Consider the following 14,094-nt stretch of genomic DNA (forward strand, 5'->3'; position numbering starts at 1 on the left):
ACCATTGATAATTAACCAGTAATCAGTATATCAAAGGTATTTTGAAAGAGTAGTACCGTTTGCCGGGCCTCGGGCACGTCGTGCACGCGCAACAGCCGCGCCCCACCTTGCAAGGCCAGCATGTGCAGGGCCGTAGTGCCATTGAGCGCCGCTTCGGGCGCCAGGCCCAAGGGCTTGTACACCATGGCCTTGCGCGAGAGGCCCACCAGCAAGCCGTGGCCCAGTGGGGCTAGCTCGGGTAGGCGGCGCAGCAGCTCGTGGTTGTGGGTTGGGGTTTTGGCAAAGCCGAAGCCAGGGTCGAGCAGCACATCCCGCAGGGGCTGGCCGCCGTTGGCCGTGCGCAGGGCCGCCAGCTGGTCGCGAAAGAAACGCAAGATGGTCAGCACCAAGTCTTCCTCGTAGTGGGCGAGGCTGCGCATGGTTTGGGGCGTGCCTTTGGTGTGCATGAGGCAGTAGGGCACCCGCAGGCGGGCCACGGTGGCCAGCATGTCGGCATCGAGGGTGCCGCCGCCGATATCGTTTACTAAGTCGGCGCCGGTGGCCACGGCCTCGGCGGCCACCTCGGCCCTGAAGGTATCGACGCTGAGGAAGGCCTGCGGAAACGCGCGGCGCAGCGCCGCCAGGGCGGGCAGCAAGCGGCGCTTTTCTTCGGCGGGGCTGATGTCGTCGGCACCGGGGCGCGAGCTGTAGCCGCCCACATCGAGCGCGGTGGCGCCGGCCGCCAGCATGGCTTCGGCGCGGGCCAGCACTTCGGCCTCGGTGGCAGGGCCGAGGCGCGAGCCGGCGTAGAACGAGTCGGGCGTGATGTTGAGGATGCCCATTACCTGGGGCTGGCGCAGGTCGAGCAGCCGGCCGTGGGGGCTCAGCAGCGAGTGGGTAACGTGTTGGCGGTGCAGAGGTTCGAGCAGGGTGAGGGGGGTAGGGGGCATGAAATGGGCGGGTGGGGTAGGGAGAGCGGTGGGCTAAATATCCGGCGTTGCGGGCGAACTTGCGGGGGTTTTGCTTTCTTACCAGAACGTCATGCTGCGCTTCGCGCAGCAGCTCGCTCGCCTCTTTGCACAGGCTTTCAACGGCCCTGGCGAGCTGCCGCGCGGGGTTCAGCACGACGTTCTAGCTCTTCTCCTCTGACCTCCTTTGGATACTCCTGCGCACTACGACCTCATCCTGAGCCGCTGCCGCCAGCTATTTCTGGCCAAAACCCACGACTACGGCACGGCGTGGCGCATCCTGCGCCTGCCGTCGGTCACGGACCAGATTTTTATTAAGGCCAATCGCATTCGCACTATTCAGGAAACGGGCGTGCAGAAAATAGCCGATGGCATCGACGAGGAGTTTGTGGCCATCATCAACTACTGCCTTATTGCCCTGATGCAGCTGCGCCTACCCCCCGGTGCGCCCCTCGACCTGCCCGTGGCCGAGGTGGCCGCCGCCTATGACTACGAGGCGCAAGCCAACCGCGAGCTGCTGCTGGCCAAAAACCACGACTATGGCGAGGCCTGGCGCCAGATGCGTGTGAGCAGCATCACCGACCTCATCCTCATGAAATTGCACCGCATCAAGCAGCTCGAAGACTTGGCCAGCGGCCCCACCGTGAGCGAGGGGGTAGAGGGCGGCTACCGCGACATGCTGAATTACGCCGTATTCGCCCTCATTTTGCGAGAGGAAGCGGCCGCCGTAGTTTAGGCGGCGGCGCCCCGCTTTCCGTATTCCGTTTGCGTATCGTTCTAGTCAGTCTTTTTGTATGCCCACTCCTTCCGCCGCCCCGGTCCCGGCTGCCCCGCACCTGCTTCGCTTGCTCACGCGGGTGTGCTGGCTGCTGCTGGGCTTGTTGTTTATTTTTTCGGGCCTCGTTAAGCTCAACGACCCGGTGGGCACGGCTTATAAGCTAGAAGAATACTTCGAGGTATTTGCCACCGATGTGCCCTTTATGAGCTGGCTGTTTGAGCCGCTTCACAATGCCAGCCGCTTTTTGAGCGTGGCCCTTAGCTCGCTGGAAGTGATAGTGGGCGCGGCGCTGCTGCTGCGCTGGTACCTGCGCCAAACGCTGCTGACGCTGCTGGGGCTGCTGGTGTTTTTTGGCTTTCTAACCTTTTACTCGGCGGCGTTCAACAAAGTAACGGACTGCGGCTGCTTCGGCGATTTCATCAAGCTCACACCCTGGACGTCGTTTGCGAAAGACCTGTTCCTGCTCGTTTTGTGGGGGGTAGTGTTTAGGGGGCAGCGGTTTTTGCGGCACTCCTTTGTGCGTGGCACGCCGGGCCTCATGGCCATGACGTTTGTGGGCGCGCTGGCCATTGGCATTGGCGTGCGGGCGCTGGGGCACCTGCCGTACTTCGACTTTTTGCCCTATAAAGTGGGCAACAACATTCCGCAGCTGATGAAGCCCGCCGAGCCGCCGCGCTACCAATACACTTTCGTGCGCAACGGCCAAACGATGCAGGCCGAGCAGTTTCCAACCGATACGACTTGGAAATACCAGTCGATGGCCGTGCTCAACCCCGAAAAGTCGAAGCCCCTCATCACCGATTTCGTCATTACCGATGGGGAAGGCAACGACGTTACCAAGCAAGTACTCACGGGTAAGAAGCTGCTTCTCATCGTGCAAAACACCAACAAGACGGACCGCGACCGCTTCGAGCAGCTCAACAAATTATTTGCGGAGGCGGCCCAGTCGCGCAAGAAAATCGAGGTGCTGACCATCACCAGCACCAGCGCTGGCAAGTTCGATTCCTTCCGCCACGACGTGAACCTGGCTACCCCCTTTTATTTCGCCGATGCCACGGTGCTTAAGTCTGTCATCCGCTCGAACCCCGGCCTGCTGCTGCTCAACAATGGCACCGTGATGGCCAAGTACCACTACCACGATATTCCGGCGCTCTACCAAGTCGAGAAGGCGCTGCAATAAAGGCCTGCTTGAGCCTAGGGCTAGCTGACGCCCGCCAAGCGGCCGTCGGCCGCTGCCGAGGCCTCCACGTTTTGTGGGGGGGTAGGCGCGGCGGGTAGCGTTAGGGTAAATTCGGTGTATTCGCCTTCTTGCGTTGCCACGGTCATAGTGCCCCCGTAGCTTTTGGTAATAATATCGTAGCTGAACCACAGCCCGAGGCCGGTGCCTTCGCCGGGCGGCTTAGTGGTGAAGAACGGGTCAAATATTTTTTTGACGATGCTGGCCGGAATGCCCGTGCCGTTGTCGTGCACGCGCAGCACGACCCGCTCGCCCTGGCGGGCGGTGCTCACGCGCACCTCGGGCACGTAGGCCGGGCCCAGCCGCACCGCTTTTTGCCGCACGGCATACACGGCATTGGCAAACAGGTTGAGCAGCACCCGCCCTATCTCTTGGGGCACCAGCTGCAGCAGGCCCAACTGCGGGTCCAGGTGCAAGGTACGAACGAGGGTAAAGTCCTGGTTTTTACTTTGTTGGTTGTGGTAGGCCAGGCGCAGGTATTCTTCTGCGGCCTTGTTTAGGTCCAGGGGCTGGCGCTGGCCTCTGTCGGTGCGGGCATGTTCCAGCATTCCCCGCACGATGTCGCCGGCCCGCGTACCGTGCTGGTTGATGATGAGCAGGTTTTGCTTGATATCGTCCAGCAGGCCGTTTTCCAGGGCCCTATCGCGGGTGGGCTTCTGCGTTTCTGCCTCCAGCTCGATGGCCAGTTCCAGGCCCATTTCCGAGAAATTATTGACGAAGTTGAGGGGGTTTTGAATCTCGTGGGCCACGCCGGCGGTGAGGGCGGCCAGCGCCACCATTTTTTCGCTTTGTACCAGTTGGCTTTGCGTAGCCTGCAGCTCTACCAAGGTGCGGTCCAGGTCGTCGCGCTGCTGGGCAATGTAGGCGTTTTTCTCGCCCAGTGCCCGGTTAGCGCGCTGCTTGAGGTAGATGTTGCGGCCCAGTAGCCCCATTATCAGCACCGTACCGAGCAAACCAGCCAGTAGGCCCCACAGCTGCTGGCGCTGCAGCTGGCGTGCCTGCGTAAGCAGCGCTATCTGGTCCTGCTTCTTATTCAGCTCGTAGCCGTAGCGCAGGGCGCTGGTTTTGCGCTGCGTTTCTACGCCCGCCAGCGAGTCTTGGTAGCTCACCCACAAGCTTTGGTAGTGGTAGGCCGGGGCAAAGTCGCCGCGCCGGGCGTAGGTCCGGGCCAAGATGTCGCTGGCATTCGCCAAGCCCATATTGTCGCGCGCCTGCTGGCTGAGGGCAAAGCCATGCTGCGCCAGCACGAGGGCGCTATCCAGCCGCCCCAGGTTTAGCTGCGCGCGAGCCAGGGCCAGCTCGGCGCCGGGCAAGTTATGGGTATCAGCGTGGGCCAGGGCCTCGCGCCGGGCGGCGCGGCTGTAGCGCAGCGCCAGCTCGTTAGCCCCTTGCAGCGCGTATAGCTCAGCCAGGTTTATCTCGTCGGTGGTAGCACTTTGCAGGTCGCCCAGCTTGCGGTATAGTCGGGTAGAGCGCCGAAAGCACGCCAGCGCTTCCGGCCAGTGGCGCAGCGTTTTGTGGATATTGCCCAGCAGGTTGAAGGTCGCCGCTACTACTGGCTCGTTGCCTTGCTGCCGGGCATTTCGCAGCGTAACCTGCAACGTTTCCAGGGCCGTCGTATAGTCGCCCAGTTGCACGTAGATATCACCCAGCGTGTACTGCAGGTACAGCTTGGTAGTGGGCCGATGTGCCTGCTCGGCGTATTTCAGCCCCTGCAATGCCTCCCGAAGTGCAGTTACCAGGTTGGCCCCTGGCACTTCATCAATCAGGCTAAGCTGCAAGTAGGCTTTGGCCAGCCCCCCCGCTTTGCGATGCTGGGTATAGAGCGCCAGCGCCTGCTGGGTGTAGCGCCGCGCTAACGAATAATTATCCTCCAACCGGGCTATAGTAGCCAGCCCGATTAGGGCATTCCCCTCTCCGGCAGGGTAGCGCAGCCGACGGCTCAGGGCGAGGGCCTGCTTGGCCAGCGTATTGGCTTGGGCATGGTCGCGGGCCAGCAGTTGGTCCGACAGCGCCTGGAGCCGGCGCACCCGCGTGGTATCAGGCTGCTTAGACTGCGCCAATAGTGCCCGCAAACTATCCGCTGGGCGCGACTGGGCTGCCAGCGGGCCAAACCGTAGCAACCCAAAGACTATCGCCAAAGCTAGCCGGTAGTTCATAGCGAATAGCGCGAAGCAGAAAACGAATTGCCTAAGGCATTTTCTTGTATTTTAGGCCGTTATCAGCCAGGCAACCCTGCCACTTGCTTATCGGCCGCGCGGCCCAGGCGCAGTATGCTGGGCAGCAAGGCCGCTACTACCAGGCCACCCACAATCCCTAGCAGCAGGCTACCGACTGGTGGGAAGCAATTAGTGAGGGGATAATTTTTATACTTTCTGAAAGTAGCATCTCGGCCGCCGCCCGGCGGAAAGGGGGGCGTGGTATGCCCCCCAAAAAAGTTGTCGAAACTATCCGTCATCAGGAAGCGACTTTCCCCACTAATGGATTGGCCCTCATCCTTTTCGAATTTATAGCCAAATTCCCGCAACTTGACCTTGATAGCCTCGGCGGCGGGCTGGTTGTTCCAAGGCTTGATTTGCCAATAGATAAGCGTGTGGCCTCGCAAGTCGGTCGTATCGCCTTTGTACAGTTCCAGGCGCAGTTCAATATCCCGCTTCCGCGGCCTTGCCGCCGAGCCTACCTGAAAGGAGGCGAATACCCCTGGCTGAGACTTAATCGGCTTCTGGCCTAACAGGGCAGTGTATAGGTTTATCGCATTTTGGTAACGGTCAGGATTCGTGAAGCGGATGACTAAGGATGCTGGCCTTACAACACGGGGGTGCTTAATAGATGACATAAGCTTTAGCTTTTTGAAATGAGATTGGGTATTCTGATAAAAGCCTGGGAAGCTTATTACTAAAGGAACCCCCAGCTGGCTCCGAAACAGCGGGAGGTAGGCCAAGCAAGCTTGCAAAAAGCTAAAGGTCAGGCTGTCAGCCAGCGTAGTACATCAGTGCCAGCACTGAACTTCGAACTCTAGTGGCCGGCGAGGCAGCTTTCGTAGGCCCCAGCAACTTGGTAAGGCGTCTTTTTGGAGGAGTAACACGGGCGGGGTGAATCTTTGCGTTCTGCTTGTTACCGTAGCTGCTTATGCTCCTCTTCCTTTTGCGCCGCCTGGGCCAGGGCCTGCTCGTGCTAGTAGGCGTGGCCACGGTGGTCTTTTGCCTGTTTAATGTGCTGCCCGGCGACCCGGCCGCACTGCTGGCCGGCCAGCGCTCGGACCTGGCCACCAAGGCCGCCATCCGGGCCGACCTCGGCCTCGACCAGCCGCTGCCCGCCCGCCTGCTCGGCTACCTCAACGATGCCTCGCCGCTGGGCGTGCACCCGCGCGACTCGGCCGGCCGGGCCCGCTACGGGGGGGTAGGGCTGCTGCCACTGGGCGGGCAGCGCGCCCTGGTGCTGAAGTGGCCGTATTTGCGGCGCTCGTTCCAGAGCAACCAAGATGTGCTGTCGCTGCTGCTCGACCGCTTTCCGGGCACGCTGTGGCTGGCGCTGGCGGCCATGCTGCTGGCGGCCGTGGGCGGCATTGCGCTGGGGGTAGGGGCCGCGCTGCGCCCGCAGTCGTGGCTCGATAGGGTGCTGGTAACTACTTCGGTGCTGGGTATTTCGGTGCCGTCGTTTGTGGCGGCCATTCTCATTGCCGTCAGCTTCGGGTTTTATTGGAGCCACTGGACGGGCCTCAGCCTCACGGGCCAGCTCTACGAAACCGACCCCTTCACGGCGCAAAGCCACTTGGTGCTGCGCAATCTGCTGCTGCCAGCCGTGGCGCTGGGCGTGCGGCCGCTGGCGGTTATCATGCAGCTCACGCGCTCCTCTATGCTCGATGTGCTGAGCCAAGACTACATCCGCACGGCCCGCGCCAAGGGCCTCAGCCCTGGCCGCACCGTGTGGCACCACGCCCTGCGCAACGCCCTCAACCCAGTGGTAACGGCCGTATCGGGCTGGCTGGCTTCGCTGATGGCGGGCGCGTTTTTTATCGAATATATTTTCAATTGGAAAGGATTGGGTACGACCACCTTGCGCGCCGTCGAGAACCTCGATTTTCCAGTCGTGATGGGCGCTACGTTGTTCGTGGCCGCCATCTTTGTACTGGTCAACATTGCCGTCGATGTGCTTTACGCCTTGCTCGACCCGCGGGTAAAAATCAGTTAATAGTGGAGTAAAGAACAGGGCGCGAGGGCAGGGCAAGCGGCTCGCCAGGCGCGACAAACTGTTGCGTGCTCCCTGTTAGCTACTAACTGTTAACTAGTTAATGAACCACCTCTACCTCATCGGCCTACCGGGCTCGGGCAAGACTACGCTGGGCCGCCGCCTAGCCAGCCACTACGGCCGCCCGTTTCTAGACCTCGACGCGGTGATAGTAACCGCAGCGGGCCAGGATATTCCGGCCATTTTTGAGGCGGAAGGCGAGGCGGGCTTCCGGCAGCGCGAAGCCGATGCCCTGCGCGAAGTAGCGGCCCGGCCCGAGCCGCTGGTAGTGGCCACGGGCGGCGGCACGCCCTGCTTCCACCAAAACATGGAGGTGCTGCGGGCCACGGGCTTTCCTGTGTGGCTCGATGTGCCACTTGCCACGCTGGCTCGGCGCTTGGCAGCCGGCGCGCAGGCTAATACCCGGCCACTGGTAACCGCCGCCCACGGCCCTAACTCGCCCGAGACGCTCGAAAATTCTTTAAAAAGATGGCTGGGGCAAACTCTCGCGGCGCGGCGGCGGTTTTACAGCCAGGCGCGGCTGCGCTGCCCCGGCGCTACCAGCACTAGGCCGGCCGCCGTAGTGGCGGCGCTGGCCGAAGCTGGTTTTCAGTTTTGAGCAGCCAGCCGAGCGGCAACCGTAATCCGGCTTGGTCGTAAATTTGCCCCTTAGGTAAGCGTCTTTCAGCAGTTTAGTTAGTATTTAAAGCGTTCGTATGGCTATTGTTTCCGACACGGCGGCCCCTACCCCGGTGCGGCCCAAGCACAAGGGCTCGGCCCAGCTATTCAAAAACCCCATGCTCGAGCGGCTGTCGCACACGCACATTGCGTTGCCGGTTAGCATCTTCATTATCACGGCCTTGATTAGCCTATACTACGGCTTTACCCACGGTTTTCTGTCGGGTGTTTCGGCGCTGGGGCTGTTTGTAGGCGGTTGGTTCTTGTTCACGTTTGTAGAGTACCTAGTGCATCGCTACGTGTACCACATTCCGGCTACTTCGCCGGGCCGGGCCAAGTTTCAGTACACCATGCACGGCGTGCACCACGAGTACCCAAAGGATGAAACGCGCCTGGCGATGCCGCCCATCATCACAGTATTTGTGGCGTCGCTGCTATTTTTTATTTTCCGGTTTGTATTTGGCACCTGGGCCTTTGGTATTCTAGCCGGCTTCACGTTTGGCTACGCCCTGTATCTATTTGTGCACTACGCCATTCACGTGTATTCGCCCCCGAAGAATTTCTTGAAAGTATGGTGGACGCACCATGCCCAGCACCACTACCGCCAAGATGAGGTAGCGTTTGGGGTAAGCAGCACCCTCTGGGACCATATCATTGGCACTATGCCCACCAAGCGCAACGATTAGCGGCTGGTGACACCCATAAAAAAGCGCGACTCCTGAACAGGAGCCGCGCTTTTTTATGTCGAATTATCAAGTACTTATACCGTGCCGGTGCCGCTATTACCACCACCGCCCATCTTGCTCACCAGCCACCACACCAGGGCTACGACCAAGAACACGCCGATGGCGCCAATCCAGATACCGCCCTTGAGCAAGTCGCCGGCCAGCGAGCAGCCCGTGAGTGTAGAAGCTAGCATAGCCAGCACAAAAAGCGAAAAAAGACGCGAGGTAGACATGAGAATAGTCAGAAGGTGAGGAAGATAGGCAAGCCCGCCCACTGGCGGCTTTGTAACTAAACTTACTCTGTTAAGCCAAAAAAGGTTAGAAAATAGTCGGCTCCTACCCCCCAACGCCTGGGTTGCGTAGAGAAAAAGCCTGCTATTGCGGTTTATCTGCCACTTTTGTTCTCTTATGACCGCATCCGACCTCACATCCGCCTTTCAACGCCGCTTCGGCGAAGTTCCTAGCCTGCTGCTTCGGGCCCCGGGCCGCATCAACCTTATCGGGGAGCACACCGATTACAACGATGGCCTAGTGCTTCCGGCTGCCATCGACAAGGAAATCCGCTTTGGGCTGCGCCTTAATGGCACTGACCGCATTCGGTTGGTGGCCCTCGACTTCGACGCGACCTACGAGGTGGCTGTAGCCGACATTGCGCCCATTCCTGACGGGCACTGGGCCAATTACCAGCTGGGCGTGGTGGCGGGCTTGCAACAGCGTGGGGCTACGGTGCCGGGCTTCGACTGTGCCTTCGGGGGAGATATTCCGGGCGGGGCAGGCTTGTCGTCGTCGGCGGCCGTGGAGTGCGGCGTTGCCTGGGGCCTCAACCACCTCCTAAAACTTGGCCTGGATACCATGACGCTGGCCCAGATTTCGCAGATGGCCGAGCACGAGTACGCAAAGGTGATGTGCGGCCTCATGGACCAATTTGCCAGCATGTTTGGCCGGGCCGGGCACGTGGTGGAACTCGATTGCCGCTCGCTCGAATACGCCTACTTCCCCTTCAACACCGATGCCTGCCGCATTGTGCTCTGCAACTCGGGCGTGAAGCACGCGCTAGCCGACAGCGAGTACAACACTCGCCGCGAGGAGTGCGCCAAGGGGGTAGCGATTTTGCAAAAGCGCAACTCCAGCATCAAGTCTTTGCGTGATGCTACCCTGCCCGAAATCGACGCGGCCCAAGCCGAGCTGGGCGAGGTAATAGCGAAGCGTTGCCGCTACGTGGTAGAAGAAAACCAGCGTGTGCAAGACCTCACCGCCCGCCTCGTAGCAGGCAAACCGCTCGAGCAGGTGGGCGAGCTACTCTACGCCAGCCACGCCGGCCTGCGCGACCTCTACCAGGTCAGCTGCTCGGAGCTAGACGTGCTGGAGGCAATGGCCCACCACGCGCCCGGCGCCTACGGGGCCCGCATGATGGGCGGCGGCTTCGGCGGCTGCACCCTCAACCTGGTAGCTACGGATAAGGTCGGGGAATTTGTCGAATTTATGACTAAAGGCTACCAGGACCAGCTAGGCTTGAAGCTCGAAACCTACGTAACGAACCTAGCCGATGGGGTAGGGGAGCTTATCAATAATTGATTTTTCAATAGTCAGTGGCTAATTATAAGGCGCCTAGAGAAAACGTCCTTCGAGACAAAAGCTTTCGGTTTGCGGTGCGGGTGGTGAGCTTGCACCGCTGCCTGCTGGCGTCGAAGCATGAATACCTCGTCTCCAAATAATTGCTACGGTGCGGCACCAGCGTAGGCGCTATGATACGCGAAGCTGAGCTTGCCGAATCAAAGCTGATTTTATTCATAAGCTGGCCGTCGCCCAGAAGGAAATCAGTGAGGCGCTTTACTGGCTTGAATTACTCGAAGCAACCAATTACCTGACTTTGCCCGAGGCCCAAAGCCTCTGCCCCGATGCTACTGAGCTACTAAAGCTGCTCACCAGCTCTCTAAAAACTGCCAAAACGCCCATCAATCATTAATAAATTAACCATTAAAAAAGATGGACCTTACTTCGCAACCCCATCGCCGGTTCAACCCCTTGCTCGATGAGTGGGTCCTGGTGTCGCCGCACCGTGCCAAACGCCCTTGGCAGGGCCAGCAGGAAAAAGACGAGGCCGAGGCACGCCCCGCCTACGACCCCACGTGCTACCTCTGCCCCGGCAATAAGCGCACCAGCGGCGAAGTCAACCCGCCGTACGAGCACCAGTTTGTATTCGACAACGACTTCGCGGCGCTGTTGCCCCAGGGCGAAGCCGGCAGCTACGAAGAAGGCGGCCTGCTGCGGGCCGAGGCCGAAACCGGCCACTGCCGCGTCATCTGCTTCTCGCCGCGCCACGACCTAACGCTGCCCGAAATGCCAGTGTCGGAAATTCGGCGGGTGGTGGATGTGTGGACCGACGAGTTTCGCACGCTCGGCGCCGACCCGAACATCAACTACGTGCAGATTTTTGAGAACAAAGGCTTCGTAATGGGCTGCTCGAACCCGCACCCGCACGGCCAAATCTGGAGCGAGCGCACCGTGCCCGACCTCCCCGCCAAGGAAGCCCGCGCCCAAAAAGCCTACTTCGAGAAAAACGGCCGCACCCTGCTTAGCGATTACCTGGCCATCGAAGAGAAGACAAAAACCCGCTTTGTGGTTGAAAACGATACGTGGGTGGTGCTGGTGCCCTTCTGGGCGGTGTGGCCCTTCGAGACGCTGGTGCTGCCGCGCCGCGCCGTGCAAGACCTCACCCAGCTCAACGACCAAGAGCGCGACGGGCTAGCCGATATCCTGAGCCAGCTCACGATTCGCTACGACAACCTGTTCGAAATCAGCTTCCCTTACTCGGCCGGTTTTCACCAGCGTCCCACCGACGGCCAGGACTACCCCGAGTGGCACCTGCACATGCACTTCCTACCCCCCTTGCTGCGCTCGGCCACGGTCAAGAAGTTTATGGTGGGCTACGAGCTGCTGGCCAATGCCCAGCGCGACATCACCCCCGAGCAAGCCGCCGAGCGCCTACGGGCGCTGCCCAGCGTGCACTACAAAGCGGCCCAGGTAGCTAAGTAGAACCGTTTTTAATGAGAAAAAGAACGTCACGCTGAACGCAGTGCTTCACTGCGTTCAGCGTGACGTTCTTTATTTAACACATGCTACTTCCAGCGAGCAAAAAACTGGTCTACCGTTTCGCGGTAGCCATCGCTCACGGGCAGTGTTTCGGTGCGCACTTGCAGGGTGCCGCGGCCCACGGCGGCCACGTGGTCCAGGCCCACAATGTAGGAGCGGTGGATGCGCATGAAGCGGCCAGCGGGCAGCTTCTCCTCCATGCTGCGCAGGCTGGTGAGCGAGAGCAGCGGCCGGGTGGCACTGGCCAGGTGCACCTTCACGTAGTCTTTGAGGCCCTCGACGTAGAGGATATCGTTGAGCATAACGCGCACAAGCTGGTACTCTACTTTGAGGTAGATGTGGTCCTCGGGCGGCGGTGGGGGGGTAGGGGCTGCGGGCGCTGTGGCCGGGGCAGCAGCCACTTGCTTGGGCTCGAAGAAAGCCCGCGCCTTGAGGGCGGCCCGCAAAAACTCCTCGTAGTTAAAGGGTTTCAGCAAGTAGTCGAGCGCATCGACCCGGAAGCCTTCGAGGGCATACTGGTTGAAGGCCGTGGTGAAGATGACCCGCTGGCTGCCGCCTTGCAGCACCCGGGCTAGTTCGAGCCCGCTAAGGTCAGGCATTTTAATATCCAAAAAAAGCAGCTTCACTTCGGGCTGCTCGTGCAGGGCTTTGAGGGCGGCCACGGCGCTGGCGTAGCGCCCGGCCAAGCGCAAAAACGGCGTTTGCTCGATGAAGGAGCACACCAAGCCCAGGGCCAGGGGCTCGTCGTCGACGGCGATGCAGGCAATGGGGGCGGCTACGGCAGCAGGTGCAGGCTGAGACATACTTCGTACTCGTTGTGGGTGGTGGGAGCGGTGACGCGCAAACGGTGGCGGCCGGGGTAGAGCAAGTCGAGTCGGCGCTGGGTATTGGCCAGCCCAATGCCACCGGGCTCGTCGTCGGGGGTAGTGCGCTGGGGCAGCAAGGTATTGCGTACGCACATTTCGACCTGCTGGGCGCTGGGCTGGCGCAGGGCAATGGTGATGCGGCTGGGCGCGGTGGCGCTCACGCCGTGCTTAAACGCGTTCTCGACGTAGGGCTGAAACAGCATAGGCGCCAGGTACGGGTCGGGCGCGGCGGGGTCGGTGGGCGTTTCAAAAACCACTTCTACTTGGTCGGTCAAGCGCAGGTGCATCAGTTCGATGTAATCACGTAAGAAACTGATTTCTTGGCTTAAACGCGTGTGGCCACCGGGCGTTTCGTAGAGCACGTAGCGCATCATGCGCGAAAGGCGGTGCAGGGCGGCGCGGGCCCGCTCGCCGTCTATCAGCGTGAGAGCGTAGATGTTGTTGAGGGTGTTGAAGAAAAAATGCGGGTTGATTTGGGCTTTGAGCAAGGATAGCTCAGTGGCCACTTGGCGGCGCTCCAGCTCGAGGCGGCTTTCGGCGTCGCGCTGGGCTTTTTGCATGGCCGCTAGGCTGGCCGAAATGCCCAGCACCATGAGCGTGAGCAGCAGTACGCCGGGGTCGAGGAGGGCGCTACCCCCCTCCTCGGTGCCGGGCACGAAGTGCGGGCGCGGAGCCGACCACGGGTTGGGCGGGTCCATAACGGCTTCGCGGCCGCGCGCCACCAGCTCGGGCACGTTCAGGCGCGTTTCTACCTGCTGGTGCACCCACAGCACGGCCAGCACCGCCACGGCATTGATGGCGACGTAGGCCGGCAGCCGGCGCCGGTACAGCAGGTGCGGTGCGGCCCAGCCCACATTCAAGTAAAAAACGCCTACCAGCAGGCCAAATACCACGGCCTGCGTCAGCCAGAACTCGGGGGGCTTGGGGCCGGGGTAATCGGGCTGCTGGGCCCACAGCAACACTGCTACCAGCCCCCACACCAGGGCATGCAGCAGCAGCGTAGAAGCCGACCGAAGGAAACGAATAGGCACGGGAATAAGGCGTTGAAAACAGTTGCAAGCTACGTCGGGCAGCCGCAGGGGGGTAGGGCCAATCGGCGGGCCGCGGGCGCGGGTCGGCGGGCGGGGTGGCGGGGCAGCCGAGCCGGCTAGGCGCCGGCGGCGCCTTTACTCGCCGATTGCACCCACCTGCCTAGCGATGCCGGCCCGCCAACCGCCGATTGGGACGCTTAGCCAGCCCTGGGTGGCGGCAACTTTGGGCTAGCGCCCCCGCCGCAACCGGGGCTTTTCCTCACTTCATTTTTCACTATTTCAACCATGCGTACCCCTTACCTCTACCTGGCCTTCGGGCTGCTGCTGGCTAGCAGCGGCAGCGGCTTCACGGCGTGCAGCAAGCAAGACTGCGCCAAGCCCACCAGCAGCAAAGCCGATTGCAAATCGGACTCGACCAAAACGAAAACCACCATCACCAAAACGGGCGTCAGCTAGGCACTGGGTAACCCCATTCCCTACCCTGCCTTTTCGGAAAAAGGCAGGGTAGGGAA

Annotated in this window: 15 protein-coding genes; 9 read left to right on the forward strand and 6 right to left on the reverse strand. The window is 60.9% G+C overall.

From position 1 onward, the window contains the following. Positions 1-11: 11 nt before the first annotated feature. Positions 12-929 (reverse strand): dihydropteroate synthase, encoded by a 918-nt coding sequence (folP, locus tag GO988_RS07660; protein WP_157563849.1) that lies wholly within the window; start codon positions 927-929, stop codon positions 12-14. A gap of 205 nt (positions 930-1,134) precedes the next feature. On the opposite strand from folP, the gene GO988_RS07665 reads away from it, so the two are divergent. After that, positions 1,135-1,683, forward strand: a complete 549-nt coding sequence (locus tag GO988_RS07665) for a DUF1599 domain-containing protein (protein WP_157563852.1) — start codon at positions 1,135-1,137, stop codon at positions 1,681-1,683. A gap of 58 nt (positions 1,684-1,741) precedes the next feature. After that, entirely contained in the window at positions 1,742-2,905 is a 1,164-nt protein-coding gene (locus GO988_RS07670; protein ID WP_157563854.1) for a BT_3928 family protein, read from the forward strand. A 20-nt stretch (positions 2,906-2,925) separates the two neighbouring features. Here GO988_RS07670 and GO988_RS07675 read toward each other — a convergent pair whose 3' ends face one another. Beyond that, positions 2,926-5,121 (reverse strand): ATP-binding protein, encoded by a 2,196-nt coding sequence (locus GO988_RS07675; RefSeq protein ID WP_157563856.1) that lies wholly within the window; start codon positions 5,119-5,121, stop codon positions 2,926-2,928. A 62-nt stretch (positions 5,122-5,183) separates the two neighbouring features. Then, positions 5,184-5,798, reverse strand: coding sequence for a hypothetical protein (locus GO988_RS07680; RefSeq protein ID WP_157563858.1), 615 nt, complete (start codon positions 5,796-5,798; stop codon positions 5,184-5,186). Between the two features lie 293 nt (positions 5,799-6,091). Here GO988_RS07680 and GO988_RS07685 point away from each other — a divergent pair, with 293 nt between their 5' ends. The 3 genes from GO988_RS07685 (at position 6,092) to GO988_RS07695 (ending at position 8,553) form a co-directional block, all read left to right on the forward strand. Further along, positions 6,092-7,153, forward strand: a complete 1,062-nt coding sequence (locus tag GO988_RS07685) for an ABC transporter permease (RefSeq protein ID WP_157563860.1) — start codon at positions 6,092-6,094, stop codon at positions 7,151-7,153. 100 nt (positions 7,154-7,253) lie between these two features. Beyond that, positions 7,254-7,808, forward strand: a complete 555-nt coding sequence (locus tag GO988_RS07690) for a shikimate kinase (RefSeq protein ID WP_157563862.1) — start codon at positions 7,254-7,256, stop codon at positions 7,806-7,808. A 97-nt stretch (positions 7,809-7,905) separates the two neighbouring features. Beyond that, positions 7,906-8,553, forward strand: coding sequence for a sterol desaturase family protein (locus GO988_RS07695; protein ID WP_157563864.1), 648 nt, complete (start codon positions 7,906-7,908; stop codon positions 8,551-8,553). A gap of 74 nt (positions 8,554-8,627) precedes the next feature. Here GO988_RS07695 and GO988_RS07700 read toward each other — a convergent pair whose 3' ends face one another. Further along, positions 8,628-8,825, reverse strand: coding sequence for a hypothetical protein (locus GO988_RS07700; protein WP_157563866.1), 198 nt, complete (start codon positions 8,823-8,825; stop codon positions 8,628-8,630). A 175-nt stretch (positions 8,826-9,000) separates the two neighbouring features. On the opposite strand from GO988_RS07700, the gene galK reads away from it, so the two are divergent. From galK to GO988_RS07715, 3 genes are all read left to right on the forward strand, one after another. Beyond that, on the forward strand, positions 9,001-10,167 hold the full coding sequence (gene galK, locus GO988_RS07705; RefSeq protein ID WP_157563868.1) for a galactokinase: 1,167 nt from the start codon (positions 9,001-9,003) through the stop codon (positions 10,165-10,167). A 241-nt stretch (positions 10,168-10,408) separates the two neighbouring features. Continuing rightward, complete coding sequence (locus GO988_RS24105; RefSeq protein WP_317164846.1) at positions 10,409-10,558, forward strand: hypothetical protein; 150 nt, start codon at positions 10,409-10,411, stop codon at positions 10,556-10,558. A 20-nt stretch (positions 10,559-10,578) separates the two neighbouring features. Then, positions 10,579-11,628 carry a UDP-glucose--hexose-1-phosphate uridylyltransferase gene (locus tag GO988_RS07715; protein WP_157563870.1) on the forward strand — a complete coding sequence of 350 codons (1,050 nt, stop codon included), beginning with the start codon at positions 10,579-10,581 and terminating at the stop codon, positions 11,626-11,628. A gap of 83 nt (positions 11,629-11,711) precedes the next feature. On the opposite strand, the gene GO988_RS07720 is transcribed toward GO988_RS07715, so the two are convergent. Together GO988_RS07720 and GO988_RS07725 are read right to left on the reverse strand one after the other, a co-directional pair. Next, positions 11,712-12,488, reverse strand: a complete 777-nt coding sequence (locus GO988_RS07720; RefSeq protein ID WP_157563872.1) for a LytR/AlgR family response regulator transcription factor — start codon at positions 12,486-12,488, stop codon at positions 11,712-11,714. After that, positions 12,461-13,582: a sensor histidine kinase gene (locus tag GO988_RS07725; protein ID WP_317164814.1), complete on the reverse strand. Its 1,122-nt coding sequence runs from the start codon at positions 13,580-13,582 to the stop codon at positions 12,461-12,463. Before GO988_RS07725 ends, GO988_RS07720 begins: the two co-directional genes overlap by 28 nt. Before the next feature lie 285 nt (positions 13,583-13,867). On the opposite strand from GO988_RS07725, the gene GO988_RS07730 reads away from it, so the two are divergent. Beyond that, positions 13,868-14,038: a hypothetical protein gene (locus tag GO988_RS07730; protein WP_157563874.1), complete on the forward strand. Its 171-nt coding sequence runs from the start codon at positions 13,868-13,870 to the stop codon at positions 14,036-14,038. The last annotated feature ends 56 nt before the right edge of the window (positions 14,039-14,094 follow it).

The organism is Hymenobacter ginkgonis (assembly GCF_009755225.1).
Taxonomy (GTDB): domain Bacteria; phylum Bacteroidota; class Bacteroidia; order Cytophagales; family Hymenobacteraceae; genus Hymenobacter; species Hymenobacter ginkgonis.

What these genes read in the sequence shown, in the direction of transcription:
- GO988_RS07690 (WP_157563862.1), top strand. Translation starts at nt 7,254, where the DNA reads ATGAACCACCTCTACCTCATCGGCCTACCGGGCTCGGGCAAGACTACG.
- GO988_RS07720 (WP_157563872.1), bottom strand. Translation starts at nt 12,488, where the DNA reads ATGTCTCAGCCTGCACCTGCTGCCGTAGCCGCCCCCATTGCCTGCATC.
- GO988_RS07695 (WP_157563864.1), top strand. Translation starts at nt 7,906, where the DNA reads ATGGCTATTGTTTCCGACACGGCGGCCCCTACCCCGGTGCGGCCCAAG.
- GO988_RS07730 (WP_157563874.1), top strand. Translation starts at nt 13,868, where the DNA reads ATGCGTACCCCTTACCTCTACCTGGCCTTCGGGCTGCTGCTGGCTAGC.
- galK (WP_157563868.1), top strand. Translation starts at nt 9,001, where the DNA reads ATGACCGCATCCGACCTCACATCCGCCTTTCAACGCCGCTTCGGCGAA.
- GO988_RS07675 (WP_157563856.1), bottom strand. Translation starts at nt 5,121, where the DNA reads ATGAACTACCGGCTAGCTTTGGCGATAGTCTTTGGGTTGCTACGGTTT.
- folP (WP_157563849.1), bottom strand. Translation starts at nt 929, where the DNA reads ATGCCCCCTACCCCCCTCACCCTGCTCGAACCTCTGCACCGCCAACAC.
- GO988_RS07715 (WP_157563870.1), top strand. Translation starts at nt 10,579, where the DNA reads ATGGACCTTACTTCGCAACCCCATCGCCGGTTCAACCCCTTGCTCGAT.
- GO988_RS07680 (WP_157563858.1), bottom strand. Translation starts at nt 5,798, where the DNA reads ATGTCATCTATTAAGCACCCCCGTGTTGTAAGGCCAGCATCCTTAGTC.
- GO988_RS07700 (WP_157563866.1), bottom strand. Translation starts at nt 8,825, where the DNA reads ATGTCTACCTCGCGTCTTTTTTCGCTTTTTGTGCTGGCTATGCTAGCT.
- GO988_RS07670 (WP_157563854.1), top strand. Translation starts at nt 1,742, where the DNA reads ATGCCCACTCCTTCCGCCGCCCCGGTCCCGGCTGCCCCGCACCTGCTT.
- GO988_RS07685 (WP_157563860.1), top strand. Translation starts at nt 6,092, where the DNA reads ATGCTCCTCTTCCTTTTGCGCCGCCTGGGCCAGGGCCTGCTCGTGCTA.